We start from the raw sequence: 26,255 nt of genomic DNA on the forward strand, positions 1-26,255 counted from the left end.
CCGCCCCATCCCCCCGCCGAAGTCGATCGGATGTGGCGGAGCCTAGCGCGAATCCTGAAGGTGTGTTACCGGTTTGCCCGTCCGGTGCTGCTCTCGACGTCGGACACGTTGATTTCCCGGCGCAGGATCTTGCCGGTGGCACCCTTGGGTAACTCGGGGAGGAACCAGACGTGGCGCGGGTACTTGTAGGCGGCGACGCGTTCCTTGACGAAGTCGATGAGCTCGCGTGGGTCCGTGGCAGCTCCCGGCTTCAGCGCGACCGCGGCGCCGATCTCCTCGCCGAGGGATTCGTGCGCGATTCCGACGACGGCTACTTCGGCGACGGCGGGATGCTCGTAGAGAACTTCCTCGATCTCACGCGGGTACACGTTGTACCCGCCGCGGATGATCAGGTCCTTCTTGCGGTCGACGATGAAGAAGTAGCCGTCGGAGTCCACCCTCCCGATGTCGCCGGAGGAGAACCATCCCTCCGCGTCGATCGCCGCAGCCGTCGCGTCCGGGAGGTTCCAGTAGCCCTTCATTATGTTGGGGCCGGCGATCTGGATCTCGCCGGGCTCATCGATGGCGAGCTCGTTCCCGTCTCCGTCGACCACCCGCATCCGCACGCCCTCGATCGGGGTGCCTATCGAGCCCGCCTTCCGCTCGCGGTCGGGGTGGTTGAACGAGGCGACCGGTGAGGTCTCCGACAATCCGTAGCCCTCGAGGATCATGCATCCGAAGGTCTTCTCGAAGTCGTTGAGCACCTGAACGGGCAGCGACGCCCCGCCCGATGCACAGGTCCGCAGACTTGCGGTTGCTGACGGGCTGAACTCCCGCGCGACGCTCAACATCGCCGCGTACATCGTCGGGACGCCCAGGAACACGCTCACCTGGTCACGCTCGATCACCTGCACGGCAGTACGCGGATCGAAACGAGGAATGAGCGTCAGGGTCGCCCCGACCAGGACTGACGTGTTCATTCCGCAGGTCAGCCCGAACACGTGGAACAACGGCAGACATCCCATGACCACGTCGCCGAACTCGATCCCCAACAGCGTCCGCGCCGTCACCTCGCAGTTGTGCGCGAGGCCGCCGTGGGTCAGTTCGGCGCCCTTCGGTTTGCCCGTGGTGCCCGAGGTGTGCAGGATCACCGCAGTGTCTGAGTCTTCGCATTCGACCGGGCTCGGCTGAGCCGGCAGGTCGGCGATCATCTCGGCCAGACCGGCATCGTCGACCAGCCACAACCGGCCGCCTGCGGCGTCGACGGCCACGCGCGCCTCGTCGGCGAACAACGGCGTCGCGAACAGCGCGGACGCTCCGGTGTTGGTCAGGTAGAACTCGATCTCGCGGGCCTTCAACAACGGATTCATCGGCACCGCGATCGCACCGCGGCGGAGAATCCCGTAGAACGCCAGCGCGAACGCCGGTGTGTTGCCCAACATGATGCCGACCCGGTCCCCCGGCCCGATGCCTTCCCTTTCCAGCAGCGTCGCGATTCGCGCTGCGGCCGAGTCGAACTCGGCGAAACTGAGCTCCAGCTCCCCGCATCGTAGTGCGACGGTGTCGCCGTGATCGCGTGCCGTGGCCACGAGATTCATGGAAAGGTTTGTCATCGCTCTACTCCTGGAACTTGATGTCGTGAATGTCTCATATTGTCGCGCACACCCGATCGGACGTCGATGGTCGTTGCGACACACGATCTGCCACCGCATTGTTCATCCGCACATCCGGGTACGCCGGCCATGCGCGCCGCGGAGCTCTTCACACCCGCGGATCACCGAGCAGCTGTACCGCACGCAGTGCGAGGTACAACTCGGTGGCGTCGACCGGCTTGTCGACAGACTTTCCGGTGAGGTCCCGGATCTTGCGCAGCCGATACAGGACGGTGTTGCGATGGAAATGCAGGCGTCCCGCGGTGGCCGCGGTGGAACCGTCACACTCGAACCACGCCTCGAGCGTCGCGAGCATCTCCTCGCGTTCGTCGTCGGGCAGGTTCAGAAGTGGCCCCAGAGTGCGGACCGCAACCTCACGTGCCGTATCCGGACTGCGGACGAGAAGCAATGCCAGCGTGAGACTTCCGTAGCGGCTGAGACCTGCACCGCCGGGAGGGACGGAACGTCGGGCGAGGCGCGCCTCGTCCACGGCACGCGCGATCTCGATGGGCATCGAGAACGGTCCGCTCACACCGACACGTTGATCGAACACAGCGCCGAGTTCCGTCAACGCGGACTCGATGTCGGCGTCGTACCGGCCACAGATCAATCCGAGGTAGCCGTCCGGTCGCGCGTCCCAGACCGAGGTGATGCCCTTGCTCTGCAAACGGCCGGCGGTAGCGGTCGCGGTGGCAGGGCGCGACTCGGAACCCTCCGCACACACCACGACGTAGCTCGCCCGTTCCGGCAGACCGAGTGCCCGCATGGCATCGATGATGGCCGTCGGATTGTCCGAGTGGTCGTCGAACACCGTCCGGACGAGGAGCGCGCGCGCCTCGGCATCGGCGTGGGTCAGCAGGATCTCCGCCTCCCGATAGCCCTCCACGGCGGCATCGGAGTACGTATCGATCGCGGCCCAGAGCCGGCCGGGAACGTCGAGCAGTTCCACCGGCGAGACACCGCGGGAGCCGTCAAGCATCTGCTCCCAGATCAGCTGACCACCGAGCCGGTATGCGCGTAGCAGTGCCGGGAGCGGGATCGCTTGCTCGGCCTTGAGTCGACCGGTCGCGCGCGCGACGTCGATACGTACTCGGCCGCGGCCGGCAAGCACCGTGAGGATCGAACTCAGATTCTCGGTGCACGCGGCCGAGAGTTGCTCCAGTGTGAGCAACTGCGACTCGAGGTACGTCTCCTCCGCCCTCTGCAATCGTTCGACAAGGGTCCCGGTGAGTGCCGGAAGATCCTCGAGCAGATCGGCGGCGAGCGCAGCTGCGGTCGAGCTGCTGGTTGAGATGGCCACGGCTGACATCGTAGCGCGCCATGGTGAGCTGCACCACTTTGGCCTTGTGCCCGTGCACAAGGCCACGCGGTAGACAGCGTGGCCGTCGCCTATGGCGGCAACTGTGGTCCACCACGAAGAATCCAATTATCGGACCATCCTCCAACACCACGAGACAACAGGAGTTGATCTACGCACATGAGCGTCGACACACACCAGACCGCCGATCACCGGGACTTGATCGACGCCGCGCTCTCCGATCTGTCCGCAGGTGAGAAGGCCTGGGCAGGGTTGCCCCTGCTCAAACGCGCCGACCTTCTCGACCGTGTCCGGGCACTGACCGGGACGCACGGCGCGGACTGGGTCGCGGCGTCGGCGTCGATCAAACGGCTCGGGCCGCATTCGGCCCTCCTCGGCGAGGAATGGATGTCCGGTCCCTATGCATTCGCCACCGGCCTCGGTGCAGCGGCACAAACGCTTCGCGACCTGGTCGCGGGTCGCAGCCCCGTAGCCGACGCCTCCTTCGGGACCGCCGCGGGCCAGACCACCGTCCGGGTCCTGCCGTCGTCGGTCTACGACTCGTTGTTGCTCAGCGGGTTCACCGCCGACGTGTGGTTGCGGCCGGGGGTGGATGCCGCGCAGGCCAAAGCGGCGGCAGGTCTCGCACAGCTCGATCCCACTGTCACCGGCGGCATCGGGGTCGTCCTCGGCGCCGGCAACATCACGTCGATCGCCCCGCTGGACGTGATCTACGAACTCCTCGCCCACAACCGGGTGGTCGCCCTCAAGCTCAACCCGCTCACCGATCCCCTGCTGCCCGTGCTCGAGCAGGTGCTCGAACCGCTGATCTCGCTCGGCGCGATCCGCATCCTCACCGGTGGGGCCGACGTCGGCGAGTACCTCGTCGGCCACGACGCGGTGGCGCACGTACACATGACCGGTAGCGCGAACACGCACGACGCAATCGTCTGGGGCGCCGGTGAGCAAGCCCGGGAGCGTCGGGCACAGAACAATCCCCGCCTGACCAAGCCGATCACGAGTGAGCTCGGCGGCGTGTCCCCGGCCATCGTGGTGCCCGGCCGATGGAGCACCGCGGACCTGCACTTCCAGGCCGAGCACATCGCGACCCAACGACTGCACAACGGCGGCTACAACTGCGTGGCCGCCCAGGTCGTCGTCGTTTCCGCCGACTGGGACCAGAAGCAGGAGTTCCTCGACGCGCTCCGCGAGGCGTTCGCCTCCGCTCCGGCACGGGTCTGTTACTACCCGGGCAGCGACGACCGCGTCGGCGCCGCCCGCACGGCGTACCCAGAGGCCGAGCAGCTCGGCACGGCTGACGAGCGACTACTCGTCACCGGACTGTCCCTCGACGACCGGGGCGAGCGGAGCGACGGGGAATGTGACGAGGCGATCCTGCGCACGGAGTACTTCGGCCCCGTCCTCGGTGTCCTCGAACTCCCGGGTACGGGCACCGAATTCCTGACCACCGCAACCGATGCCGCCAACAATCATTTCCTCGGCACCCTCGGGATCAACGTGATCGCACACCCGGGAACCATCGCCGAACTCGGCCAGGCATTCGAGACGATGATCGCCGACCTGCGCTACGGGACCATCGCCGTCAACGCCTGGACCGGGGTGGGCTTCCTCAGCGCCGCCGCCACGTGGGGCGCCTTTCCGGGCCACACGATGGACGACATTCAATCGGGAACCGGCGTGGTGCACAACGCCTTCCTGCTCGCCGACACCGAACGTACGGTGGTTCGCGGGCCTTTCCGGCCCGCACCGCGCTCGGTTCTGCATCGCGAATGGTCGATCTCCCCGAAGCCGCCGTGGTTCGTCACCAACCGGACCGCCGCCACGACCGGTCGCCTGCTCGCCGACTTCGCCAGCGCGCCGTCCCCGCTGAAACTGCCCGCCATCTTCGCGTCCGCACTACGCGGCTGAACCAACCTGCGGCTGAACACAACTGCGGCCGACCATCCAACCACGAAAGGCCTCCATGCCCAGCACAGCAGCACGCACCGTCGACTACGTCGTCGTCGGGACCGGTTCCGCCGGTGCCGTCGTCGCGAACCGACTCAGCGCCGATTCTCGTAACGAGGTCCTGGTCCTCGAAGCCGGGACGAAGGACTCCGACAAGTTCATCCACATCCCCGCAGCGTTCTCGAAACTCTTCGGCAGCGCGTCGGACTGGGACTACTCCACCGAACCGCAGCGGGAACTGGGCGGTCGGCGGGTCTTCTACCCACGCGGCAAGACGCTCGGCGGGTCATCGTCGATGAACGCCATGATGTGGGTTCGCGGATTCGCCGCCGACTATGACGCCTGGGCCGAGCACGCCGGCGACGACTGGTCGTTCGACTCCCTCGTCGACTACTTCCGGCGCATCGAGAACGTCTCCGGCGCCACCGAGAACGACGAAGGCACCACCGGGCCACTGCGTGTGTCGCAGCAACGCTCGCCCCGTTCGCTGACCCGCGCCTTCCTCGATGCGGCCGCCGAGTGCGGACATACCGTCGAGCGAGCGAATCTGCCGGAGCCGAAGGGCTTCTCGCAAACCATGGTGACCCAGCACAAGGGCGCTCGGTTCTCCACCGCCGATGCGTACCTACGCCCCGCGCTCAAGCGAAAGAACCTGAGCCTCATCACCGAAGCCCTCGCCACCAAAGTGTTGTTCGAGGGCACCCGCGCGGTCGGTGTCGAGTACACCCACGCGGGTCGGACCCAGACCGTGCACGCGCGACGCGAGGTCGTGCTGTGCGGCGGCGCCGTCAACACGCCGCAGCTGCTCATGCTCTCGGGTGTGGGCGACAGCGACGATCTCGCCGGGCACGGCATCCGCACCGTCGCGCACAACCGCGGAGTCGGCCGCAACCTGCTCGATCACCTGCTGGCGCCGATCGGCTGGGACGTCGACTCGGGCACGCTGCGCGACGCCGAGAGCCCCCGCCAGCTGGCCGAGTACCTGCTCCGTCGCCGCGGCATGCTCACCTCCAACGTCGGCGAGGCCTACGGCTTCATCCGCAGTCGCGACGACCTGCGACTGCCCGACCTCGAGCTGATCTTCGCGCCGGTCGCCTTCTACAACGAGGCCATCGGCGAGGCATATCCGAATCACGCCGTCGCAATGGGTCCGGTCCTGGTCCAGCCGAAGAGCACCGGGACGATCACGCTGCGTTCGGCGGACCCGAGCGCCAAGGCGCTGATCGACCCGCGTTATCTCAGCGACTCCGACGGTGTCGATCGCGCAGCCTTGATGCAAGGGCTGCGGGCCACCGTCGAGATCGCGCAGGCGCCGTCGCTGCGCGGACGCCTCGGCGTGGTGTCGCAGCCGCGCACCGATGTCCGTGTGCCCGGTGACGACATCCTCACCGAGGTGCTGAATCGCCACTCCCACACGCTGTATCACCCGGTCGGCACCTGCCGTATGGGCACCGACGCCGACAGCGTCGTGACACCCACACTCGCGGTGCGTGGTGTCTCGGGCCTGCGCGTAGCGGACGCCTCGGTCATGCCCACTATCGTGCGCGGGCACACGCATGCGCCCGCGGTGATCATCGGCGAGAAGGCAGCGGATCTGATCCTCGCGGACTGCTGATCGGCGGCGCCTGTCACGGCGCCTCAGCGAGCACATCCATCGGCTTCCGACGACCCGGTACTCATCCGCCGGGTCGCCGGAGCCGAGTTCGTTGTCGTCCGACCGAAGTCCATACACCAGAAAACCCCCGACTCAGAAGGGGTTGTGTGGTGGCCAGAGTCGGGATCGAACCGACGACCTTCCGCTCTTCAGGCGGTTGAGTACTTGCACCACAACTATTTTCGCAGTTCAGATAAGACCATCAGGACCGGCTAGCCCGGGTATTGCCGAGGTTTTGGCCCGCCAGTGGCTGGATCTGCAGTAACTCCCGATAAAAGAACCCCCGCACCAGTTGGAGCTAGCCGGGGGTATGCCGTCGATTCCGACTACGAGTCTATCCAACGATGCCCACGCAGGACAGGGTCCGATCAGTGGCAACCGATCACCGCAGGGATCGGGCGGCAGCGAAGGACACGGCGCAAACCGCGCGAAATGTGAGTCGCGCTGTGACAGGAGCCTGAAGGCCGGAGCCGAAGCGAGAGCGGGGTCCAGCAGCATCTGAAGGCCTCGGAGTCGACTTCTGGGCTGGCATTCTGGGTTTCACAGTTTGGCAGGGCACGTCTCGACCAGGTGGCAGAAGGTCTCGGCGGAGCGACTTTCCACAGCTGGCTGCGCCGTCGTCGTCCTCGGGCCCGGTGTGTGGTGAATGGTGGTTGATGCTGACCGACGAGCAGCGGCGGGCGCTCCTTGCCGCGGCAGCGTCGACTGTCGGGGCAGTGCATCTGGCGGGTCGTGTAGAGGCGACGCGCGAAGTCACCGAGTGTTCGCGAAAGTCGCGGGCGCACATGGTGAAAGCCTGGCAGGGATCGACTACTCGCGGATGCGATCAAGATTTTGGCGCGCACAAACAGAGGAGCCTGGTTAAGGACCCGGAAGCGGCAGTCACATAATGATCGCTTCGACCGCCGTGCGTGCGTGTCGGGCGGACCCGCTTCTATCCGCAATACCGGCGGTGACGATTGCACCTTCGGCCAGCAGGTACACAGCTTCCGCGATCGCAGGCCCGTATTCGGTTGCCCACATGGTGATCTGGTCGTGGAATGCATGTTTGTGGGCGCGTACCTCGGCTGCGATGGCCGGGGAGGTGGCGCCGAGTTCGCCGTGCACGTTGATCCAGAGGCACCCGCGGAATCCGGGTTCGGCAAACCAATCGTCAAGCCAGTCGAACATCGCCAAGAGCTTACCCCGGGCAGTCTCATACTGGTTGACGTGGGCGGCAAGAGCGTTGCGCCACCGTAGGTCTCGTCGCTGCAGGGTTGCGACGACGAGGTCTTCTTTGGTGGCGAATTGTGCGTAGATGCGTTTGAGTGTCAGCCCCGATGATGATCGGATCTCGTCCATGCCGACCGACTGGATGCCGCGGGCATAGATGAGTTCCTCGGTCACCTTGAGAAGCACCTCACGGTCGCGGCACAGCTCTTCACTACTGCGGGCGGCGGGCACGACGCATCTCCTTGACATAGGGAACGATCGTTCCCTATGGTACCTGTCGACACATTGGGAACGCTCGTTCCCCCATCGAGAGGGCTTCTCCATGACGCAGCCGCGACCTCCATTTCCGCCGTTCACCGAACAGACGGCCGTGCAGAAGGTGCAGGCAGCCGAGGACGCCTGGAACACCCGCGACCCATATCGGGTGGCAGAGGCCTATACGTCGGATTCGTTGTGGCGCAACCGTGATCAGTTCATCACCGGCCGCGCCGAGATCGTGGAGTTCCTGACACACAAGTGGGAACGCGAACTCGACTACGCACTACGGAAGGACCTGTGGAGTTATGGGCAGGACCGGATCGCGGTGCGGTTCCAGTACGAGTGGCACGACACCGCCGGACAGTGGTGGCGCAGCTACGGCAACGAACTCTGGGAGTTCGACGACCACGGATTGATGCGCCGACGCGAGGCGAGCATCAACGATGTTGCGATCACCGCCGGCGAACGCCGAATACATGGTCTGCGAACACACGACGACCACGGGGTGCCGCTGCCAGTTCGCTGACCGCCTCCAGTAGCAGAAGCTCGCTCACACCCTTCAGGAAGTTGTCTCAGTGCCACATCCAGAAACGGTCGGTGTTCGCGCCGGCATTGCGCGCACCGAGTTCTTCGAGACGTCTGAGGCGTTGTTCCTCAACTCGGGCTACACCTACGCCACCGCCGAAGATGCCGAACGCGCCTTCAACGGCGACGTGGAGCGGTTTGTGTACTCCCGCTACGGCAACCCGACTGTCGCCATGCTCGAGGACCGGCTGCGGGCCCTGCAGCCCGGTGCTGCCGCCTGCACCGCCACGGCCAGCGGTATGGGCGCGGTCTACACCGCGCTACGCGCCGTGCTGCGCCCCGGTGACCACCTCGTCGCGGCCCGCAGTCTGTTCGGATCCTGCTACGTGATCTGCGAGGAGATCCTGCCCGCCTGGGGTGTGGAGGTCACTTTCGTCGACGGCCGCGACCTCGACGAGTGGGCGGATGCGATCACCAGCCGCACACGCGCCGTCTTCTTCGAGACACCGTCGAACCCCATGCAGCATCTCGTCGACGTCGGTGCGGTCGCTGCCCTCGCCCACGCCGTGGGCGCTCACGTTGTCGTCGACCATGGCTTTCTGCCGATCGGCATGCAGCACTGCTTTGACCTGGGAGCCGACATCGTCGTGCATTCGGCCACCAAGACCGCAGACGGACAGGGCCGCGTCATGGGAGGCGCCATACTCACCGCCACGGACGCATTGATGGTCGACACGATCCAGCCACTGATCAAACACACCGGTCCAACGCTGGCACCGTTCAACGCCTGGGTCATCGGCAAAGGACTCGAAACCCTCGCGCTACGCAGCCGCGCCTGCGCACAGTCGGCACACACCATCGCCGCAACACTCCGCACACACCCGCAGGTCTCCTGGGTGCGCTACCCCCACGACCCCAGTCACCCCCAATACGACCTCGCGCAGCGTCAGATGACCGCCGGCGGCACCGTGATCACTTTCGAACTGGCATCGCAGACCACCGAAGCCAAAACGGCTGCCTTCGGGTTCATGAATGCTTTGCAGCTCATCGACATCAGCAACAACTTCGGCGACGCCAAATCCCTGATCGCCCACCCGGCCACCACCACCCACCGGGCCATCGGTGCCGACGGACGCGCAGCCATCGGACTGACCGACGGCGTCCTGCGCCTATCGGTCGGACTCGAACACACCCACGACCTCACCGACGACCTGGAACGAGCCCTCGCAAACACGACCCGGTGAGCCCGCAACTACTGCACTGAGCGGCCGAATGACCACGGGTGCACGAAACAGACCAATGCACGACGCCGCCGACGCGACGCAAAGTGAGATCTGCTTGACCGCGTGGATGCGGGGGAAACCTCGTCGTTTGGCATCGTAATTGGGACGCACAATTGGGACGTATGGATGCAGGTTGCCGCTCCCATCGACTGCCACCTGAACGCGACCTCCTCTAACCTGCGTTCGATTTTCCCGGGCGGGCGAAAACAGGTTCAGGCGGTCGCAACGAATGCCGATGCACTAGCCACAGCCTGAGCCAACTCGGCGTCTATTCGCTCACGTGTCCACTCAGATGATGTGCCGTACGCCCACATGATGTTCCACTCACGAACTGCACCCAGCAAGTGCTGAAGCCCCGGGATGGTCGTCGTCGGCCGGGGGTAATCGGCACTCTTGCCGAGGACACCGCCGTTGGCTCGATTCACGATCGCGGGAAGGCCGGAAGCGAAGGGTTCCGGCAGCCGCTCTCCATTCTCTGGAAACGAGAGCATCTGCAAGGGATACCCGGCCTTCTCAGCGTCTCCGCCCTTGACGAAGATTCGGTACGCGGTCGCATAGGTCGCGCGGACGTAATCCCACTGAAAGTAGTCGCCGGTGAATGGAATTCGGTCGCAAATAGCGAACAGGTCATCGATATCGAGAGGTTCAGCTGACGCGGCCACGAGGAGGACCGGCTCAAACAGCGTCCTGGTTCCCGCCTCGCCTGCGAGATTTGCCTTGTCGATAGCCCGCTGGGCGAACTCTCTTCCCCTGTCCGTGAATACGGAGTCATGCCTGCTGAGCCACCCCCCGACCTGAGGCGCCAGTTCGGCAGTGAGCTCTTTCCATTGTTTGGGCGTCAGTTTCGTAGCCATCAAGTCACACGATCAGCTTCGGTGTGGGGTCGCCAGGCTGCCTTTCACCAGACTGGGCACAGCATAATCAATCCCGCGATAGCGGCTGAGGCGGTAACCGCAGCCCTTCGTTTCAATCTCGATCGGATATTCATCGACCGAGCGTGCCATGAGAAGTCTGTGTGTCAGCCGCCCGTCAGAACAATCAATGCCCAAAGTTGGGCGATTTACACCAAATGCCCGCTATACGTTCATTGATTCACCGATCCAGTGGATTCAATGTTGAGCCTGGCGAGTCATACTGCTGTTCAGTGCGAATCAGGGAGATCTGAGCAAGGGGGTAAATCGTGGCTTCCAGCGAGGCAGGTGGAGAAGTCCAGGCGAGTCCGCAGCAAATCGCGGTCGCGTCGAGCCAGATCGACGGCGCGATGGACGAACTGCACCGGCAGTTCAATCGCCTGGTCGAGGAGCACGACCGGGTTGTCGGCGCGTCGTGGAAGGGCAAGGCCTCTGACTACTTCACAAAGGGGTGGGATCTCTGGGCGGATGGGTTCAAGGATCTTGAGGGTTTGATGAATGACCTGACTGCATCCCTCCGTGAGGCCGGTCAGGGCTACGAACGCGCCGAGGCGGCCAACACGAACGAGTTCGACCGGCGGTTGCGGTTATGAGCGACGAAGACTTCGACGTCTCCCTCGATGACCTCGTCGGGCTGACCGACAAGATCAAAGCGTTCGACAAGCGCGTCTCCGACGCCGTGCAGGATATCGACACGACCGTCAGCAATCTGCACCTCGACTGGCGGGGCCTCGGTGCGGAGTCGCATGATGCGGCCGTGAAGAAGTGGTATGCCGAGGTGCACCAGATGCAAGAGGGACTGTCCCGCGTGCAGGACGTCGTCGACACAGCTCACGAGAACTACCGCAAGGCCGTGCAAGCCAACCTGGAGATGTGGCCATGAGCCCGCCGATTCACTTCAAGAACGGCGTCTTCCAGGACGCGACTGATGATCTGGCCGATCGCCGCTCTGAAATCACCGGGGCTCTGGACAAGCTGCAGGGAGTGATCCGGGGTTCCGGTGGCTGCGCCGGTACCGATACCAACGGCCAGAAGTTCGCACCGAACTATGACGCTGCACAGAACTCAGCGCTCGACAGCGGTGGCGCAATCGCGATGGCGCTGGGCAATCTACACGACCTGCTCCAACAGACGGCCTTCAACCACCGAGAAGCCAACAACACCTCAGCAGTCGCAGAAGAACCAGACCGTGCAATCCCCGACTGGGCAGCACAGACGTACTACCTCCACGATGCACCGTCGTGCCTCGGAGGTGATTCGTCTCCTGGCTGGTGGAGCATGATCGCTGCTCACGTAGGCGGCCGGTTGTGGCCGAACGCTAAGACCAGCGAGCTCATGACCTTGTCGACGGGCTGGAGCGACGCCGCCGGGACGTTCGATGCCGTAGCAGGCGAGCTCGACGGAACCCACAGCAGAATTTCCGGCCAGAGCCTGCCTGAAGCCGCCAAGATCGCCGCGAACGTCCAGAACGTGCAGAACACGCTCCGAGCTGTGGCAGGTAACTTCCGCAAGCTCTCAGACGGTTGTCGCGACTACGCCGACAAGGTCGATCACGCCCATCACGAACTCAAGCACCAGGTAGCCAACCTCCTTCTCGCAGCCGGTCTCGTCCTCGCAGGAGGACTCGTGCTCTCGCTGTTCACCCTCGGTGGTGGCGCTGCGGCCGGCGGAGGGGGCGAGGCAGCGATTGTGGCGGTCGCGGCAACCCGGGCAGTCAGCATTCTCGACGCGCTGACTGTCGCTGCAGGTGCGGGCGCGGTCATGGCTGGCCCTACATTGGCGCAAGACTTCGGAAACACCAAGTCCGCGCTCGACGATCTACTCAACGCCAAGCCGGTCGAGATCGCCATGCGCGAACCGCGTCCCGACCTCATGCGGCGGCCATACATCCGTAAAGGAGTGCGCCAAAAGGTTGATCAGAATGCTCCGAAGACGGCCGATGGCCGCTACATCGATCCGAACACGCGCCAGCCAATCGAAGGCAAGCCGGACCTCGGTCACAAGCCCGGCCACGAATGGTGGAGAATCCGGGACATGGCGCGGCTGCGTCGGTGGACGCGCGAGCAACTGAACGACTACGTCAACAACCCGGACCTCTACCGATATGAGGACCCAGCCAGCAATCGCTCTCACACGAACGAGATGCCGCGGTCGCAATGGCCAAAACCAAAATAACCGTCTAACGAAGGAGGCTCATCAGATGGCACCAACAGGTGATCCCATGGATCGCGACGAACTCCACTACGCTGCGCTCGAGAACGACGTCGAACAGGTCAAATCGCTTCTGTCCGCGGGCGTCTCGCCTGACGTGCGGGACAAGGCGTCGTGGACACCGCTTCACTTCGCCGCGCAGGACAATGCCCTCGATGCGGCCAAGGTTCTGGTCGACGCTGGAGCGGATGTGAACGCGCAGGATGAGCACGGTAATGATCCGCTCAGCAACGCGGTCTTCAACAACCCACCCCAGACCGAGAACTACTTCCCGATCATCAAATTTCTACTCGTGTCGGGGGCGGATCCGAAACAGGAGAACAACCATGGGGCGTCGACCTTAAGCGTTGTTGATCAGGTCGCGTGGAACAACCCGACACTGAAGGATCTATTCAAAGATCACTTGCCGGCGAACTGAACACTGTTGCAATATCTCCTGCACGAAGCTGTCAAGTTGCGCGACGCGGACGCGTTGCGTGGCCTATTGACGTCGGAGTCCGTGGATGTCAATCAGCGCGCACCTGACGGCTTCACCGCGCTGCATTGGGCAACGCAGGAGGGCTACGCAGAGAGTGTCGAGGTCCTACTCCAAGCCCAAGCGAACCCAAATGCGCGTGGTCCCAACGGGATGACTCCCCTCTTTTCCGCGCTGGTAGCGCCCACTGACCGGCAAGCCGGACTCGTGATGATGCTCATTCAAAACGGCGCGAACGTGCGGACGGAGCTCGAGAACGGGATAACATTCGTTCAGATCGCCACCGAAATAGCCGGCGAGGAACTAAAAGTCGAGCTACGGGCGATTGGACTATTGACGGCCTAGTAATTCTCACGGACGTACTGATAGATCCGGTCGAACAGGTCCATGGCCTTTCGGCTGGCGGGCCGTCCCGTCTACGCCTTGGCCCTCGCCGCCGTCGATGGGACCGCGAGGACGTACTGATCTGGATCCGCGCGAGTCGCGTCAGCTGAACCGCCATGAGCATTCGCAAGTATGCGAACGGCAACGGCGATTCCCGCTGGATGGTCGAGTGGCGAGTACCCGGGCGGGTGAAGCGGCGCAAGAGCTTCCGCACCGAGCGCGAAGCACGTGTATTCGAAGCAGAGATCATCGCCGCACGAAATCGCGGAGTGATCTATGACCCGCGCAGAGGCGACGCGATCACGGTCGCCTACGTCTATTCGTCGTGGCTCGCCAGTCGTCAGGAGGTGACAGCCAAGGTTCGGCGTGGCTTTGAAGACAACTGGACTGGCCACGTCAAGCCGCATTCGGGAGCTAGCCGGTGACCAAGGTCGACCGCCCCAGCGTGCAGGAGTGGGTCAACGCGATGACCGTCGGGCCTCGGACCAAGCGGTGGCGACATTCAGTACTTCGGATGGTTCTCGATCACGCGGTCAGCGAAGGCTGGATCGTCAAGAACCCGGCGCACGGAACCTCATTCCCGCCGCTGGGTCATCACGAGCACCTGTATCTGACCGCGGACGAAGTCAACTCCCTGGCGCGTCTCTGTGGCGACCAAGGAGACGTCGTCACTGTCCTCGCCTACACCGGGCTGCGATGGGGTGAACTCGTCGGCCTCAAACGTCGCCGATGTCGACATTCGACGTCGTCGGCTTTACGTTTGACGTTCAATGACACAGGTCGGTGGGAAGCTGATCGATGGTGCGCCGAAGAGTCGCGCAGGGCAACGCTCGGTCCCGATACCCGCGGTAATCATGCCTGCGCTGCAGGCCCGCATCGATGGTCGGCCGCGTCATGAACCGGCGATCACATCGCCACGCGGCGCTCGATTGAGTCGCGAGAACTGGGTGCGGTCAGTCAGGTGGAAGGAACAGGTGGCCGCCCTCGGCTATCCGTCGCTGCGCATCCACGATCTACGACATACCTATGCGAGCCTGGCCCGCTCAGCGGGTGCGGATCTCCGCATCCTTCAAAAGGCTATGGGCCATGCCTCGATCACGGTGACGGCCCACACCTACGCCGATCTCTACGACGGCGAGCTGGACGCGGTCGCCGACGCCCTCGACAAGTTGGCCAGAATCGAGAATGCGTCCGGCCCGGGCTGAGCGATGGCCCACCAGTGGCCCACCTGAGGGGCCAACGATCCGATCAAAACGAGCTACAACAGATCCAGAAACCAGCTGTGAACTGGGAGAACATGTGGTGGCCAGAGTCGGGATCGAACCGACGACCTTCCGCTTTTCAGGCGGACGCTCGTTCCAACTGAGCTACCTGGCCGGGCGGCACCCGAACCGAATGCCAATCGCAAAATGAATTTTGCGACCCTGACGGGACTCGAACCCGCGACCTCCGCCGTGACAGGGCGGCGCGCTAACCAACTGCGCCACAGGGCCTTGCTTGTTCTGTTGTATTACTCTTCCGTCCCCTCGTCACCTCGGGGCCGGGCAAGCGTACCCCCTACGGGATTCGAACCCGCGCTACCGCCTTGAAAGGGCGGCGTCCTAGGCCGCTAGACGAAGGGGGCCGGTTCTCCGTTGGGAGCCGACTTAGCTTAGGACACGCGCTGAACAAAGTACAAATCCTATGGTCAGAGGGTGAATCTGCCATTCTGGCAAACATTGTCGTCCCGACCTGGCATGCCGATCTCACACCCACCGAACCAGCCTGTAAACTCGTCGAGGCCCTGCACATGCGGGGCGCGCCCCTATAGCTCAGTTGGTAGAGCTACGGACTTTTAATCCGCAGGTCGCAGGTTCGAGCCCTGCTGGGGGCACCAACATTTGTGCAGCGAGTCGTCCTGATGCTCCCTGGGACGCCTCTGCCGATCGGGCTGCGATCACCCGTCCAGAGGTGGATGATCCCACCATGAGGGTTGCGCTCTTCGCCACATGCTTCAACGACACGATGTGGCCCGACACCCCGAAGGCCACGGTGCTGCTGCTCGAGCGACTCGGGGTCGAGGTCGAGTTCCCCGTCGAGCAGACCTGCTGCGGGCAGATGTTCACCAACACCGGCTACGCGGATGAGGCCATCCCGGGTGTCCGTCAGTTCGTCGACGTCTTCGGCGGCTACGACGCGGTGGTCGCGCCATCGGGATCGTGCGTGGGGTCGGTGCGTCATCAGCATCCGTGGCTCGCGGACCGCGCAGGCGATCGTGGGTTGCGCTCGGCCGTCGACGTCCTGGTACCCAAGGTGGTCGAGCTCAGCGAGTTCCTCGTCGACGTCCTCGGCGTCACCGACGTCGGGGCGTACTTCCCACATCGCGTGACCTATCACCCGACATGCCATTCGCTGCGGATGCTGAGAGTCGGCGAGAAGCCGCTGCGACTCCTGCGAAGCGTCAAGGGGATCGATCTGGTCGAGTTGCCGGCAGCCGAGCAATGCTGCGGCTTCGGCGGCACGTTCGCGATGAAGAACGCCGATGTCTCGGTGGCGATGGGCTCCGACAAGACCGCCCACGTCAAAGAGACCGGCGCCGAAGTCCTGGTGGCGGGCGACAACTCGTGTCTCGCCCACATCGGCGGCCTGCTGTCACGGGAACGCTCCGGCATCCGCATGATGCACCTGGCCGAGATCCTGGCGTCGACCGAGGAGGAGCCGGCATGACGACCACCCGACCTGCCCACCAGACCGGCCACCCGCACGTCGGTGTGACTTCCACCTTCGTCGGCATGCCGAAGTTCCCGGTGGCAGCGCGCGAGGAACTCGCCAACACCACCCAACGTCGAAATCTCGCCCACGCCACCGGCATCATCCGCGCCAAGCGTGCGAGTGTCGTCGGCGAGCTCGACAACTGGGAGGAACTCCGACGGGCCGCGGAGGCGATCAAGAACCGCACCCTCCGTCACCTCGACCATTACCTGGTGCAGTTCGAGGAGAAGGCCACCGCGGCCGGCGCGGTGGTGCACTGGGCCCGGGACGCCGAGGAGGCCAACCGGATCGTCGTCGATCTCGTCCGCCGGACGGGCGCCGACGAGGTGGTCAAGGTCAAGTCGATGGCCACTCAGGAGATCGAGCTCAACGAGGCGTTGCAGGCGGCGGGCATCGACGCCTGGGAGACCGACCTCGCCGAGTTGATCGTGCAACTCGGCGACGACTGGCCCAGTCACATCCTTGTCCCCGCCATCCACCGCAACCGCAGCGAGGTCCGTGAGATCTTCTTGCGACGCATGAAGGAGGTCGGACGACCGGCCCCCGACGACCTCACTGACGATCCGCGCCGCCTCGCCGAGGCGGCACGACTCCACCTGCGGGAGAAGTTCCTAAGGACAAAGGTCGGGATCAGCGGTGCCAACTTCGCGGTCGCCGACACCGGGAGTCTCGTGGTCGTCGAGTCCGAGGGCAACGGCCGGATGTGCCTCACCCTCCCCGAAACCTTGATCTCGGTGGTCGGTATCGAGAAGGTGCTGCCGAGTTGGTCCGACCTCGAGGTCTTTCTCCAGGTGCTGCCGCGGTCGAGCACCGGCGAACGGGAGAATCCGTACACATCGATCTGGACCGGCGTCACCCCGGGAGACGGTCCACAGAATGTGCACATCGTCCTGCTCGACAACAATCGGACCACCGTGCTGGCCGACGAGGTGGGCCGTGATGCGTTGCGGTGCATCCGCTGCTCGGCGTGCCTCAATGTGTGCCCGGTCTACGAGCGCGCAGGTGGCCACGCCTACGGCTCGGTCTACCCCGGCCCGATAGGCGCGATACTCACTCCGCAGCTACGCGGCACCGGCTCGGCTGTCGATCAGTCGCTGCCGTATGCGTCCAGCCTGTGCGGCGCCTGCTTCGACGCCTGTCCGGTGCGTATCGACATACCGGAACTGCTGGTGCACTTGCGGACCCGGGTCGTCGACGAACATCGCGGCGGACTCCCGACGGCGGAGGCCGCGGCGATGAAGGCGATGGCCTGGATGTTCGGCTCCCACAAGCGGCTGGAGGCCGCACAGAAGGCGGCGACCTCGAGCAACCGACTCTTCCGGCGGCGCACCACGATCGGGTCGATTCCAGGACCGCTGGCCGGCTGGAGTTCGGCCCGCGACATCCCGGTACCACCGGCAGAGTCGTTCCGAGACTGGTGGAAACGCGAGCGCGGTCCCCGACACGACCGGGACGGCGAGGGCGGGAGATGAGTGCGCGCGACGAGATACTCGGACGAATCCGGACCGCACTCGACGACGTCAGCGATCCCCACGTGGACGAGACGCCCGTCGACTGGGCGTACGGGCAGACGGTGAGCACCGGTGACCTCGGCCTGATCGATCGCTTCGCCGAGCGGGTGGCCGACTACCGTGCAGTGGTCGAGCAGGTGTCGGCGGACGATCTCGGCGCTGCCGTGACCGCCGCACTGTCCGACGTCGACGGACCGATCTTGGCCGACGGCGATGTCCGGAGGCGGCTCGGTCTGGACCTGAACTGGCAAACGATGACGGTCTGTCACCCGCCGAGCTCGATTCCGTGGGCGCCGTGGTGACAACCGCAACGGTCGGGATGGCCAACACCGGCACCATCGTCCTCGACCACGGACCGGGCCAGGGCCGACGCGCGGTGTCGTTGGTACCCGATGTCCACATATGCATCGTCGACGCCGATCAGGTGGTCGGCGATGTCCCCGAGGCGGTCGCCCGGCTCGTCGAGACCGGGGTCCACACGCATCCGCAGACGTGGATCAGTGGGCCGAGCGCCACCAGCGACATCGAACTCGATCGCGTGGAGGGCGTCCACGGACCCCGGACATTGCACGTGCTGATCGTGCGGTGAGCGTGTGACTCCTGTTCACTGACGTTCACTGAAGTGGCTGAATTTTCTTGCACTGCTTGCGAATTGGTCTTGTATTCGAACGTTTGTTCGACTACATTGGATGGCATGAGAACAGCGGGGGATCTCATCGGCGTCGCCGATTCGCTCAGGGAATGCCACTTCGACGACTCGACCACGGGACGTGAAGCGTACGAGGCGATGAGGTCGGTCGTGACGTTGCGCAACCTGATCGATCATCGGGCCGCCGTGCTTGCGGGCATGCTCGATCGACTCGGCATCGCGAAGGATCACGGCCGATCGACACGAGAGTTGTTGATCGTCATGGGATTCGCACCCGCCGTCGCGGCGCGATTGCTACGCGCCTCGTCATCGATGGCCTCGTTGCCGACCCTGTGCGCGCACGCCCGAGACGGCGCGATATCGGGAGAGCATGTCGATGCGATCGTCAAGGGCGTCAACCACATCGCCACCCGGTCCCCCGAGCCCGTCGACGACGAGGCACGCCATCGCCAGGTCACCGACCTCCTCGGCCAGTTCTTCTCTGGTGCCACACCCGCCGAGGTCACGGCACGCGCCCGGGTCATCGGCAATGAACTCGCCGCGCAGGTCGACGGCGGCCTTCCGGCCGCCGAGGACCGCTCGATCAACACCCTCGACCATCAGGTGACCGACGACGGCCGATTGCATGTTCTCGCCGAACTCGACGCCGAGGTCGGCGAGAAGCTCAGTTCCGCGATCGAGGAGCTGTCAGCTCCCAGGCCCGAACCCGACGGCTCACCCGACTCCCGCACCCCCGGCCGACGCCGCGCCGACGCCCTGGAGACCCTGCTCGACATCGCCGCCCGCGGCGGCGAGAACACATCCGCCCCGCGCACCCAGGTTCTGCTGACCGTCCCTGCCGACGCGCCGACACGAGCGTCATTGCAGTTCATGGGGTCCATCACCGAGGCCACGCTGCGCAGGTTGTCCTGCGACGCCACGGTGACCACCGTCCTCGTCGACGGCGAGCGGGTGCCGCTGGACATGAGCCGCGACAAGCGACTGTTCCCTGCCCACATCCGCAAGGCGCTTTACGTACGAGACCGATGCTGCGTCAAATGTGGTGCGCCGGCGAGTCGGACGCAAGCGCATCACATCAAGCACTGGGCAGATGACGGAGAGACATGCCTGGCCAACGGCTGCTTGCTCTGCCCGTCGTGCCACGCCGACGTACACCACAACGGGTGGGATGTGGTGATCGGCACAGACAGCCATCCATGGCTCATCCCGCCTGCCACGGTGGATCCCAGACGACGACCACTGCCCGCCTACAACCGACGCACGATGACCGTCGGCGACCTCCCGCTCGCCGCCTGACTCCAGCTGACCATTCACCCATGCACCCGGCAGCGCCCGGGACCGCAATCGAACCTTGACAAGTCAATAGTGTGAAACCGTAATGGCGCCAACCGGTGTCGCGTACCCGACGGCCCGTCCCGAAGCATCGGCGACTGGGTGCGCGGTAGGCGGTGCCGTGCCGCCACCCGGTGGCAGGCCACCGGCGAGACGCTCACGCCCCGATCGAGACCTCACTGACGGCGTCGACGGCCTCGGTGAACGGCGGGATGAAGAACTGTGCACCGAGGACGCAGCACGCATGTCCGCCATCGACCTCGAACCGCCGCGCTCCCGGGATCCCGTCGACGAGCAGTTGCTGACGTTCCGGCTCCACCACCCGGTCCCGGACGGAGACCACCACCGAGGTGGGCACATCGATCTCGTCGAGCCATGGGCGCGAGTCGAATTCACCGAGTCCGTCACCGAATTGCCCCATCTGCCCCAGCGGGGTGGAGAAGAACTGACGCATCGCCCACACCGCGGTGTGGGCGGAGGTGTCGTCGAGGCGTCGCGACGGTTTCGGCATGATCCGGCTCGTCGCGGTCAGCAGTCGTCCGGTCCGCTGGGCATTGGCCCGGTGCGCGGGGTCGCGGGTGCTGAAATAGGGCCCGGTCGAGCAGAGCACCAGTCCCGCGACGCGTTGTCGGTGTTGCCGCCACGTCAGCTGGGCGATGCCGCCACCCATCGAGAAGCCCGCCGCGATGAATTTGTCGATGCCGAGTGTGTCGGCCAGGGCCACCACATCGTCGGCGCAGTCCACCAGGTCGAAGCCATCCGAGCGGATGCCGCGACCGTGCCACCGCTGATCCATCGTGATGACTCGGTACCGCTGATTCAGTTCGGGGATCACCGGGTACCAACACAGCAGTCCGGTGGTCAGAACCGAATGCAGCAGGAATACCGCGGGTGCGTCCTTCGGTCCGGAATCGGTGACGTAGGTCGGCCCGCGGCCGGGGAGATCGACACTCGTGCCGGGCGGGATGTCGCGGATCGGATACGGACGTAGGACGTGCCCGAATCCACGGGCGACACCACGGGCGAACTCAGAACTCACCCTCACGACGGTACGCGGTTCTCGATGAGAAATACCTGTGGTCAGCGGTAGTCGATCACGATCCGCCCTTCGATCTTGCCCTCCTCCATCCGGCGGAACACATCGTTGATGTCCTCGAGTCGCGTTGTCGCGACGGTCGGCTTCACCAGCCCCCGCACGTAGAAGTCGAGTGCCTCGGTCATGTCCTGCCGGGAACCGACGATCGAACCCCGGATCGTGAGTCCCTTCAGCACCACGTCGAAGATCGGCGCCGGGAAGTCGCCCGGTGGCAGTCCGACGAACACGATGGTCCCGCCGCGTCGCGCCATGCCGATCGCCTGCCCGAACGCCTGCGGGTGGACAGCGGTCACGAGCACGCCGTGTGCGCCGCCGGTCTGTTCGACGATCGCTTCGGCAACATCCACCTCGGCAGCGTTCACGGTGACCTCCGCGCCCAGTTCACGGGCCAGATCGAGCTTGTCGTCGCCGATGTCGACGGCGGCGACCCGCATACCCATCGCCGTCGCATACTGAACGGCGACATGGCCGAGACCTCCGATCCCGGAGATCACCATCCACTGGCCCGGCTTGGTCTCGGAGACCTTCAGACCCTTGTAGACCGTGACGCCTGCGCAGAGGATCGGTGCCACCTCGACCGGGTCCACACCATCGGGGATGCGGGCGGCGAACCGCTCGTCGACGAGCATGTGGGTGCCGAACGAGCCGTTGACCGAGTACCCGCCGTTCTGCTGTTTCTCGCACAGTGTCTCCCACCCGGTGCGGCAGTACTCGCATTGGCCACATGCCGACCAGAGCCACGCGTTGCCGACCTTGTCGCCGACCGCGATGTCGGTCACGCCCGGCCCCACCCCGACCACGGTGCCGTAGCCCTCATGGCCCGGGACGAACGGAGGTGCCGGCTTCACGGGCCAATCCCCGTGCGCGGCATGGAGGTCCGTGTGGCACACACCGGACGTCTCGAGCTTCACGAGCGCCTGCCCGTGACCGGGGACTGGCATCTCCACTTCCGAGATCGTCAGCGGGTCTCCGAAACCGGTCACCACGGCTGCCGTGAAAGTCTGATCTGCCATCGCGCATCACCTTTCGATCGAGATGTCTCCCCCAAACCTGTCGGGGTCACGTGACCCAAGACACAACATACGTGGGATGCTGGACGAATGATGGACATCGACCGCCCCAAGATCGAGGGCTCCGTCGCGGTGGACGGAGGTCGACGGCGGATCGGGTTCGCCGAGTTCGGATCGGCCAACGGCCGCGCCATGTTCTGGTTGCACGGGACGCCGGGAGCACGCCGCCAGATCCCGACCGAGGCTCGCGCATTCGCGGCCGAGAACGGCATTCGGATCATCGGCCTCGATCGGCCTGGCGTGGGCTCCTCGACCCCGCACTCCTATGCGTCGGTGTCCGAGTTCGCCGCGGACCTGGGCGAGGTCGCCGATTCGCTGGGCATCCACGAGTTCGCCGTCATCGGCCTCTCCGGCGGCGGACCTTATGCCCTCGGGGTGGCCCATGCCTTTCCCGATCGGGTGGTGACGGCGGGCATCCTCGGGGGCGTTGCACCGACCGTCGGACCCGACGCGATCGAGGGCGGCGCGATGCGCCTCGCCCGCGCTGCCGCACCTGTGCTGCGGGTGGCCGGAGCGCCGGTCGGCAAAGTGGTGAGTTCGGTGCTGAGTGTGGCGCGCCCGATCGCGGATCCGGCGATCTCCATCTATGGACGTCTGTCACCGCAAGGAGACCGGGAGTTGCTGTCGCGCCCCGAGTTCCGGGCGATGTTCCTCGACGACCTGCTCCACGGCGGCTCCCAGCGGATGGAGGCACCGTTCGCCGACATCGTGGTCTTCTCGCAGAGCTGGGGCTTCCGGGTGGCCGACGTGACCGTGCCGGTGCGTTGGTGGCACGGCGACCGCGACCACATCATCCCGTACCGCCACGGCGAACACATGGTCTCGCTCCTCCCCGACGCGAAACTCTTCACGATGCACGGCGAGAGTCATCTGGGGGCGCTCGGGATGTCGGTCGACATCATCACCGAACTGCTGGCGGTCTGGGACCAACCCCGCTGACTCCGGCGCCGACCGTCAGGGCGCGGTGGTCGACAGCCCGACCGCCAGTCCCAGCACCACGGCCATCACCAGCAGCTCCCCCATCGCGAGTCGGATCGACGTGGTCTCCGATGACCGATGCCGGATGACCGCCGGCACCCACCGCCGACGATGTCGCGCGCCCAGCACCACGAGGGCGGCCGTGCCGGCCAGCTTGGCCAGCAGGATGCGCCCGTAGCCCGCGGCAACGAGCTCGCCGAGACCACCGACCTCCATGAGACCGGTGATCGCGCCCGTCGCGGCGATGACCGCGACCGCCCACACGGCCCGTCGTGAGAAGACGGGCAGGGCCGAGGTCCAGCCGGCCCGGCCGCGGATGGTGACGAGCATTGCCGTGAGACACCCGCACCACCAGGCCGCGGCCAGCGCGTGGGCGCCGATCAGCACAGGGCCGACCGCGGTCTGACTCGGATGCCCGGTGATGGCGGCTGCCAGCAGTCCGATGGCCCCGAGCACCGCGTAGGCCGCGACCGGCGGATCCATCCGGCCGGTGAGCTGGAAGGACGCCAGCGCGACCACCAGCACAGCCGCGATCAGCTCGACCACCTCGGGGGCCCCCTCACCGAGGGTGTCGGCGAACTGGCCGACGCTCACCGCCAGCGACGACTCGCCCGCCTGGTCTGCCGTGCGCATCCAGGCGGAGACGAGCGCCGCGACACACCAGACGCCACCCGCCACACCGATGACCCGTATCGACGGCTGGAGCCCGAGCCCGGGCAGCGCACCCAGGCCGACCAGCAGGACGGCGGCGCCGACCGCAGCCGTGGACGGGACGGCTGCGGCCTCGGGCCCGGCAGGCGCGGCGAGGATCCAACAGAGACCAAGGCCGCTGAACATCGCAAGCAACGCACCCGGTAGCGCCAGATCGCGCATCCACGATCGCGACTCCGGGGTACGCCTGCCCGCAATGCCCACGTCAGTCCGTCGCGGTCACGACGACGACCGTCGAGAGGGCCGGCGCGTCAGCCACAGCACCACGCCGAGCCCACCCACCAGCACGACGACGGCGACGACGATGAAGGGCCACAACGGCGGACCGTCGCCGCCCCCGCCGGACGCGGTGTCGGCCGCCGGACCGGGAGTTCCGTTGCCTGCGGTGGTGAGCTGGAAGGTCCGCTTGCCCTCGACGGGGTGGCCGTCGGCGGACGTGACGCGGTAGTTGAGCGTGTACGTCCCGGCCGGACCGAGTTCGCGCAACGCGACGCTCAGTCGCGGACCGCTCACCGTCGCCTTGCCGTCCTGCCAGTAGTGGTTGTCGGGACCCACCACGGTCAGCACGGCGAACGACTCTTGAATGGGTTCGTTGAAGGTGATGGTGACCTGCTGCGGGCCGGTCTGCACCGAGGCCCCGTTGGCCGGATCCGTCGACACCACCCGTGAGTGGGCCGACGCGATCGGCGCGGCCCAAGTGCCGATGAGCCCGGTCAGCAACACACCGAGGACCACCGCGAGCACGGTCGAGGGTGCCCGACGACGGACAGGTGCGCCCACCATCTCCGGGCTACGCATCGTCACTGCTTCGAGCATCGTCACCGCTCTGCGCATCGTCACCGCGTCGCGCATCGTCACCGCCAGGTGTCGCGGCACCGCGTCGGCCGGAGCGGACCAGCGCGCCGATACCGAACACTGCGCCGAGCGCTCCGATCACCAGGCCGATACCGCCCAGCCACCGTGCGGTGCCGTCAGCCGAGGACGAGTCCGCATCCGACGCCGTCGAGGTCTCCGTGCCACCGTTCTGGTCTGCGCTGCCACCGTGATGGTCGGCACCTTCCTCGGCTGCCGGCAAGGTGAGAGTCGGCGCCGGATGTTCCGGCTCCTCCCCGTTCGCGCCCATGGGCTGTGACCAGTCCACCTTCTCGCCGTCGGCGTAGGTCTGCATGGCGGGTAGTGACACGCTCTCCTGCTCGGGGAACGGCCCGCCCGAGATGCGGAACTGGGCGAACTCGCCGACCGGGACCCCGGGCGTACCCGGCAGGGCGGTCCAGGTGATGGAGGTGACCTCCTCGGTGGAGGGGTCCTTGGCGACTGTCGCCTTCCATCCCGACATCACTTCGGGGCGGGCCGACTTCAGCTTGGGCAGGGTCACCGTCAGTGCAGTGGTCGCGGCGGTGTCGGATTCGTTGGGCACCACCAGGTTCACCACGCCGTAGCCCCCCTGACTCAGGGTCGGCGCGTTCGCGGTGACGTGCGCAGTGGCGGCGCCCACGCCGGCGCAGGTGGCCGCCGCCGCGATGGCGAGGGCCCCTGCAGGCAGGGCGAATCGTCGAATCAGTCTGTTACTCATAATTTTTGGTTCTTTCCAAGTCTCGGAGACACGCAGAAAGGCGTGTGATGATCGCCCCACGTGGGCCGGGCACGCTCAGAGATGTGCCGGCACGCGGAGATGCCACCGCGTCGCGGCGCGGGGTCGGACAGCGTTGGCGAATCGGGTCAGGGCAGTGCGGGCGGACCGCGGACCCCGACCCCTCCGACGACGACACCGGTATAGAGGTACGGCGCCACCCAGCGCACGGGCACGACTGGAGGAGACGCGGCGAACCGCGGCGGCGGGAACAGACACCGCACCGTCGAGGTGAGTGCTCGCAAGAGACCGGCCGCGGCCACGATGAGACCGGCGCTCAGGGGGATGGCGATCAGATGTGTGAGCAGCATCGGGAGGAGCGCGTCGTGGTGCATCGCCGCCGACGGTGTCTGAACGGCCATCAACGACAGGTGCGACGCGATCTGGGCCAGCGTCAGAAGGCCGGCGGTGGACAGCGTGGCCGCGGTCGCCGACCGCCGTCGCTGACTGCCGAGTACCAGGGCCACGAGGGCACCGATGCCCCCGCTGAGCAACACTCCGGCCGAGCCCGGCACCGAGCCGCCTCCGATCCCGTGCGCGGCCACCGCGACCACCGGGACGACGACGCCCGCCGCGACGCGTGTCAGCACATCCGGCGACCGATCAGGCGTCGCACGACCCATGACCGGTCATCCTAGTGCGCTGCCCCGACCTCCTGAGCAGGGCACCAACGGTTGACCGGACTCGGCCCGTGATCCGTGTCAACGATGACAGGATG

At 65.6% G+C, this 26,255-nt stretch carries 26 protein-coding genes, 5 tRNA genes and 1 pseudogene; 18 read left to right on the plus strand and 14 right to left on the minus strand.

What is annotated here, in order from left to right; genetic code table 11:
- Positions 1 to 65 precede the first annotated feature (65 nt).
- Together ACLQ3I_RS14670 and ACLQ3I_RS14675 are read right to left on the minus strand one after the other, a co-directional pair.
- The gene (locus tag ACLQ3I_RS14670) at positions 66 to 1,592 is read right to left on the minus strand and encodes a long-chain-fatty-acid--CoA ligase (protein WP_425802725.1); all 1,527 of its coding nucleotides are present in this window, start codon (positions 1,590 to 1,592) and stop codon (positions 66 to 68) included.
- A gap of 148 nt (positions 1,593 to 1,740) precedes the next feature.
- Entirely contained in the window at positions 1,741 to 2,931 is a 1,191-nt protein-coding gene (locus ACLQ3I_RS14675) for a PucR family transcriptional regulator (RefSeq protein WP_425802728.1), read from the minus strand.
- Positions 2,932 to 3,108: 177 nt separating this feature from the next.
- Here ACLQ3I_RS14675 and ACLQ3I_RS14680 point away from each other — a divergent pair, with 177 nt between their 5' ends.
- Positions 3,109 to 4,857: an aldehyde dehydrogenase family protein gene (locus ACLQ3I_RS14680; RefSeq protein ID WP_425802730.1), complete on the plus strand. Its 1,749-nt coding sequence runs from the start codon at positions 3,109 to 3,111 to the stop codon at positions 4,855 to 4,857.
- 55 nt (positions 4,858 to 4,912) lie between these two features.
- A complete protein-coding gene (locus tag ACLQ3I_RS14685) occupies positions 4,913 to 6,511 on the plus strand; it encodes a GMC family oxidoreductase (protein WP_425802732.1) in 1,599 nt (532 codons plus the stop codon).
- Between the two features lie 147 nt (positions 6,512 to 6,658).
- Here the strand turns inward: ACLQ3I_RS14685 and ACLQ3I_RS14690 are convergent.
- Together ACLQ3I_RS14690 and ACLQ3I_RS14695 are read right to left on the minus strand one after the other, a co-directional pair.
- Positions 6,659 to 6,730 (minus strand) — tRNA-Phe (locus ACLQ3I_RS14690).
- Positions 6,731 to 7,432: 702 nt separating this feature from the next.
- Positions 7,433 to 7,993 (minus strand): TetR/AcrR family transcriptional regulator, encoded by a 561-nt coding sequence (locus ACLQ3I_RS14695; RefSeq protein ID WP_425802734.1) that lies wholly within the window; start codon positions 7,991 to 7,993, stop codon positions 7,433 to 7,435.
- A 91-nt stretch (positions 7,994 to 8,084) separates the two neighbouring features.
- On the opposite strand from ACLQ3I_RS14695, the gene ACLQ3I_RS14700 reads away from it, so the two are divergent.
- Together ACLQ3I_RS14700 and metZ are read left to right on the plus strand one after the other, a co-directional pair.
- Complete coding sequence (locus tag ACLQ3I_RS14700; protein WP_425802736.1) at positions 8,085 to 8,546, plus strand: nuclear transport factor 2 family protein; 462 nt, start codon at positions 8,085 to 8,087, stop codon at positions 8,544 to 8,546.
- Positions 8,547 to 8,595: 49 nt separating this feature from the next.
- Positions 8,596 to 9,789 (plus strand): O-succinylhomoserine sulfhydrylase, encoded by a 1,194-nt coding sequence (metZ, locus tag ACLQ3I_RS14705; protein WP_425802739.1) that lies wholly within the window; start codon positions 8,596 to 8,598, stop codon positions 9,787 to 9,789.
- Between the two features lie 251 nt (positions 9,790 to 10,040).
- Here metZ and ACLQ3I_RS14710 read toward each other — a convergent pair whose 3' ends face one another.
- Positions 10,041 to 10,682, minus strand: coding sequence for a hypothetical protein (locus tag ACLQ3I_RS14710; protein ID WP_425802741.1), 642 nt, complete (start codon positions 10,680 to 10,682; stop codon positions 10,041 to 10,043).
- A gap of 326 nt (positions 10,683 to 11,008) precedes the next feature.
- Here ACLQ3I_RS14710 and ACLQ3I_RS14715 point away from each other — a divergent pair, with 326 nt between their 5' ends.
- The 8 genes from ACLQ3I_RS14715 to ACLQ3I_RS14750 all read left to right on the plus strand — a co-directional run bounded on the left by ACLQ3I_RS14715 (position 11,009) and on the right by ACLQ3I_RS14750 (position 15,014).
- Positions 11,009 to 11,332, plus strand: a complete 324-nt coding sequence (locus tag ACLQ3I_RS14715; protein WP_425802744.1) for a WXG100 family type VII secretion target — start codon at positions 11,009 to 11,011, stop codon at positions 11,330 to 11,332.
- Positions 11,329 to 11,622 (plus strand): WXG100 family type VII secretion target, encoded by a 294-nt coding sequence (locus tag ACLQ3I_RS14720; protein ID WP_425802746.1) that lies wholly within the window; start codon positions 11,329 to 11,331, stop codon positions 11,620 to 11,622. The genes ACLQ3I_RS14715 and ACLQ3I_RS14720 overlap by 4 nt, the downstream gene beginning before the upstream one ends.
- On the plus strand, positions 11,619 to 12,914 hold the full coding sequence (locus ACLQ3I_RS14725) for an HNH/ENDO VII family nuclease (RefSeq protein WP_425802748.1): 1,296 nt from the start codon (positions 11,619 to 11,621) through the stop codon (positions 12,912 to 12,914). Before ACLQ3I_RS14720 ends, ACLQ3I_RS14725 begins: the two co-directional genes overlap by 4 nt.
- Before the next feature lie 46 nt (positions 12,915 to 12,960).
- Positions 12,961 to 13,368 (plus strand): ankyrin repeat domain-containing protein, encoded by a 408-nt coding sequence (locus ACLQ3I_RS14730; protein ID WP_425802750.1) that lies wholly within the window; start codon positions 12,961 to 12,963, stop codon positions 13,366 to 13,368.
- A gap of 6 nt (positions 13,369 to 13,374) precedes the next feature.
- A complete protein-coding gene (locus ACLQ3I_RS14735; protein WP_425802752.1) occupies positions 13,375 to 13,770 on the plus strand; it encodes an ankyrin repeat domain-containing protein in 396 nt (131 codons plus the stop codon).
- Positions 13,771 to 13,925: 155 nt separating this feature from the next.
- Positions 13,926 to 14,234, plus strand: coding sequence for a hypothetical protein (locus ACLQ3I_RS14740; RefSeq protein WP_425802755.1), 309 nt, complete (start codon positions 13,926 to 13,928; stop codon positions 14,232 to 14,234).
- Positions 14,231 to 14,707, plus strand: coding sequence for a hypothetical protein (locus ACLQ3I_RS14745; RefSeq protein WP_425802836.1), 477 nt, complete (start codon positions 14,231 to 14,233; stop codon positions 14,705 to 14,707). The genes ACLQ3I_RS14740 and ACLQ3I_RS14745 overlap by 4 nt, the downstream gene beginning before the upstream one ends.
- Positions 14,664 to 15,014: a tyrosine-type recombinase/integrase gene (locus tag ACLQ3I_RS14750; RefSeq protein ID WP_425802757.1), complete on the plus strand. Its 351-nt coding sequence runs from the start codon at positions 14,664 to 14,666 to the stop codon at positions 15,012 to 15,014. Before ACLQ3I_RS14745 ends, ACLQ3I_RS14750 begins: the two co-directional genes overlap by 44 nt.
- A gap of 95 nt (positions 15,015 to 15,109) precedes the next feature.
- Here the strand turns inward: ACLQ3I_RS14750 and ACLQ3I_RS14755 are convergent.
- The 3 genes from ACLQ3I_RS14755 to ACLQ3I_RS14765 all read right to left on the minus strand — a co-directional run bounded on the left by ACLQ3I_RS14755 (position 15,110) and on the right by ACLQ3I_RS14765 (position 15,433).
- A tRNA-Phe gene (locus ACLQ3I_RS14755) sits at positions 15,110 to 15,186 on the minus strand.
- A 42-nt stretch (positions 15,187 to 15,228) separates the two neighbouring features.
- A tRNA-Asp gene (locus ACLQ3I_RS14760) sits at positions 15,229 to 15,302 on the minus strand.
- A 58-nt stretch (positions 15,303 to 15,360) separates the two neighbouring features.
- Positions 15,361 to 15,433, minus strand: a tRNA-Glu gene (locus tag ACLQ3I_RS14765).
- A 176-nt stretch (positions 15,434 to 15,609) separates the two neighbouring features.
- Here ACLQ3I_RS14765 and ACLQ3I_RS14770 point away from each other — a divergent pair.
- The 5 genes and pseudogenes from ACLQ3I_RS14770 to ACLQ3I_RS14790 all read left to right on the plus strand — a co-directional run bounded on the left by ACLQ3I_RS14770 (position 15,610) and on the right by ACLQ3I_RS14790 (position 20,016).
- Positions 15,610 to 15,685, plus strand: a tRNA-Lys gene (locus ACLQ3I_RS14770).
- Positions 15,686 to 15,774: 89 nt separating this feature from the next.
- Positions 15,775 to 16,515: a (Fe-S)-binding protein gene (locus ACLQ3I_RS14775; RefSeq protein ID WP_425802760.1), complete on the plus strand. Its 741-nt coding sequence runs from the start codon at positions 15,775 to 15,777 to the stop codon at positions 16,513 to 16,515.
- A complete protein-coding gene (locus tag ACLQ3I_RS14780) occupies positions 16,512 to 18,032 on the plus strand; it encodes a LutB/LldF family L-lactate oxidation iron-sulfur protein (protein WP_425802762.1) in 1,521 nt (506 codons plus the stop codon). The genes ACLQ3I_RS14775 and ACLQ3I_RS14780 overlap by 4 nt, the downstream gene beginning before the upstream one ends.
- Positions 18,029 to 18,660: pseudogene (locus ACLQ3I_RS14785) on the plus strand (LutC/YkgG family protein). The gene ACLQ3I_RS14780 and the pseudogene ACLQ3I_RS14785 overlap by 4 nt, the downstream one beginning before the upstream one ends.
- Before the next feature lie 105 nt (positions 18,661 to 18,765).
- Positions 18,766 to 20,016, plus strand: coding sequence for a DUF222 domain-containing protein (locus tag ACLQ3I_RS14790; RefSeq protein ID WP_425802764.1), 1,251 nt, complete (start codon positions 18,766 to 18,768; stop codon positions 20,014 to 20,016).
- A gap of 193 nt (positions 20,017 to 20,209) precedes the next feature.
- Here the strand turns inward: ACLQ3I_RS14790 and ACLQ3I_RS14795 are convergent, their stop codons facing one another.
- Together ACLQ3I_RS14795 and adhP are read right to left on the minus strand one after the other, a co-directional pair.
- Positions 20,210 to 21,091 carry an alpha/beta fold hydrolase gene (locus tag ACLQ3I_RS14795; protein WP_425789106.1) on the minus strand — a complete coding sequence of 294 codons (882 nt, stop codon included), beginning with the start codon at positions 21,089 to 21,091 and terminating at the stop codon, positions 20,210 to 20,212.
- A gap of 41 nt (positions 21,092 to 21,132) precedes the next feature.
- Complete coding sequence (adhP, locus tag ACLQ3I_RS14800) at positions 21,133 to 22,161, minus strand: alcohol dehydrogenase AdhP (protein WP_425802766.1); 1,029 nt, start codon at positions 22,159 to 22,161, stop codon at positions 21,133 to 21,135.
- A gap of 87 nt (positions 22,162 to 22,248) precedes the next feature.
- Between adhP and ACLQ3I_RS14805 the strand changes: the two genes are divergently transcribed.
- Positions 22,249 to 23,157 carry an alpha/beta fold hydrolase gene (locus ACLQ3I_RS14805; protein WP_425802768.1) on the plus strand — a complete coding sequence of 303 codons (909 nt, stop codon included), beginning with the start codon at positions 22,249 to 22,251 and terminating at the stop codon, positions 23,155 to 23,157.
- A 15-nt stretch (positions 23,158 to 23,172) separates the two neighbouring features.
- Here ACLQ3I_RS14805 and ACLQ3I_RS14810 read toward each other — a convergent pair whose 3' ends face one another.
- The 4 genes from ACLQ3I_RS14810 to ACLQ3I_RS14825 all read right to left on the minus strand — a co-directional run bounded on the left by ACLQ3I_RS14810 (position 23,173) and on the right by ACLQ3I_RS14825 (position 26,160).
- Positions 23,173 to 24,111, minus strand: a complete 939-nt coding sequence (locus tag ACLQ3I_RS14810) for a copper resistance D family protein (RefSeq protein WP_425802771.1) — start codon at positions 24,109 to 24,111, stop codon at positions 23,173 to 23,175.
- A gap of 15 nt (positions 24,112 to 24,126) precedes the next feature.
- Positions 24,127 to 24,705 carry a copper resistance CopC family protein gene (locus tag ACLQ3I_RS14815; protein ID WP_425802773.1) on the minus strand — a complete coding sequence of 193 codons (579 nt, stop codon included), beginning with the start codon at positions 24,703 to 24,705 and terminating at the stop codon, positions 24,127 to 24,129.
- Positions 24,698 to 25,480: a YcnI family protein gene (locus tag ACLQ3I_RS14820; protein ID WP_425802775.1), complete on the minus strand. Its 783-nt coding sequence runs from the start codon at positions 25,478 to 25,480 to the stop codon at positions 24,698 to 24,700. The genes ACLQ3I_RS14815 and ACLQ3I_RS14820 overlap by 8 nt, the downstream gene beginning before the upstream one ends.
- 146 nt (positions 25,481 to 25,626) lie before the next feature.
- A complete protein-coding gene (locus ACLQ3I_RS14825) occupies positions 25,627 to 26,160 on the minus strand; it encodes a YtxH domain-containing protein (RefSeq protein WP_425802777.1) in 534 nt (177 codons plus the stop codon).
- Positions 26,161 to 26,255 lie beyond the last annotated feature (95 nt).

Origin of the sequence: Gordonia sp. DT101, assembly GCF_049844895.1 — a bacterium.
Classification (GTDB): Bacteria; Actinomycetota; Actinomycetes; order Mycobacteriales; family Mycobacteriaceae; genus Gordonia.

Coding starts and splice junctions, on each gene's coding strand:
- ACLQ3I_RS14685 (WP_425802732.1), top strand. CDS start 4,913: ATGCCCAGCACAGCAGCACGCACCGTCGACTACGTCGTCGTCGGGACC.
- ACLQ3I_RS14825 (WP_425802777.1), bottom strand. CDS start 26,160: ATGGGTCGTGCGACGCCTGATCGGTCGCCGGATGTGCTGACACGCGTC.
- ACLQ3I_RS14720 (WP_425802746.1), top strand. CDS start 11,329: ATGAGCGACGAAGACTTCGACGTCTCCCTCGATGACCTCGTCGGGCTG.
- ACLQ3I_RS14700 (WP_425802736.1), top strand. CDS start 8,085: ATGACGCAGCCGCGACCTCCATTTCCGCCGTTCACCGAACAGACGGCC.
- ACLQ3I_RS14805 (WP_425802768.1), top strand. CDS start 22,249: ATGATGGACATCGACCGCCCCAAGATCGAGGGCTCCGTCGCGGTGGAC.
- ACLQ3I_RS14775 (WP_425802760.1), top strand. CDS start 15,775: ATGAGGGTTGCGCTCTTCGCCACATGCTTCAACGACACGATGTGGCCC.
- ACLQ3I_RS14780 (WP_425802762.1), top strand. CDS start 16,512: ATGACGACCACCCGACCTGCCCACCAGACCGGCCACCCGCACGTCGGT.
- ACLQ3I_RS14815 (WP_425802773.1), bottom strand. CDS start 24,705: ATGCGTAGCCCGGAGATGGTGGGCGCACCTGTCCGTCGTCGGGCACCC.
- ACLQ3I_RS14740 (WP_425802755.1), top strand. CDS start 13,926: ATGAGCATTCGCAAGTATGCGAACGGCAACGGCGATTCCCGCTGGATG.
- ACLQ3I_RS14710 (WP_425802741.1), bottom strand. CDS start 10,682: ATGGCTACGAAACTGACGCCCAAACAATGGAAAGAGCTCACTGCCGAA.
- ACLQ3I_RS14750 (WP_425802757.1), top strand. CDS start 14,664: ATGCCTGCGCTGCAGGCCCGCATCGATGGTCGGCCGCGTCATGAACCG.
- ACLQ3I_RS14790 (WP_425802764.1), top strand. CDS start 18,766: ATGAGAACAGCGGGGGATCTCATCGGCGTCGCCGATTCGCTCAGGGAA.
- ACLQ3I_RS14820 (WP_425802775.1), bottom strand. CDS start 25,480: ATGAGTAACAGACTGATTCGACGATTCGCCCTGCCTGCAGGGGCCCTC.
- ACLQ3I_RS14670 (WP_425802725.1), bottom strand. CDS start 1,592: ATGACAAACCTTTCCATGAATCTCGTGGCCACGGCACGCGATCACGGC.
- ACLQ3I_RS14730 (WP_425802750.1), top strand. CDS start 12,961: ATGGATCGCGACGAACTCCACTACGCTGCGCTCGAGAACGACGTCGAA.
- adhP (WP_425802766.1), bottom strand. CDS start 22,161: ATGGCAGATCAGACTTTCACGGCAGCCGTGGTGACCGGTTTCGGAGAC.
- ACLQ3I_RS14680 (WP_425802730.1), top strand. CDS start 3,109: ATGAGCGTCGACACACACCAGACCGCCGATCACCGGGACTTGATCGAC.
- ACLQ3I_RS14725 (WP_425802748.1), top strand. CDS start 11,619: ATGAGCCCGCCGATTCACTTCAAGAACGGCGTCTTCCAGGACGCGACT.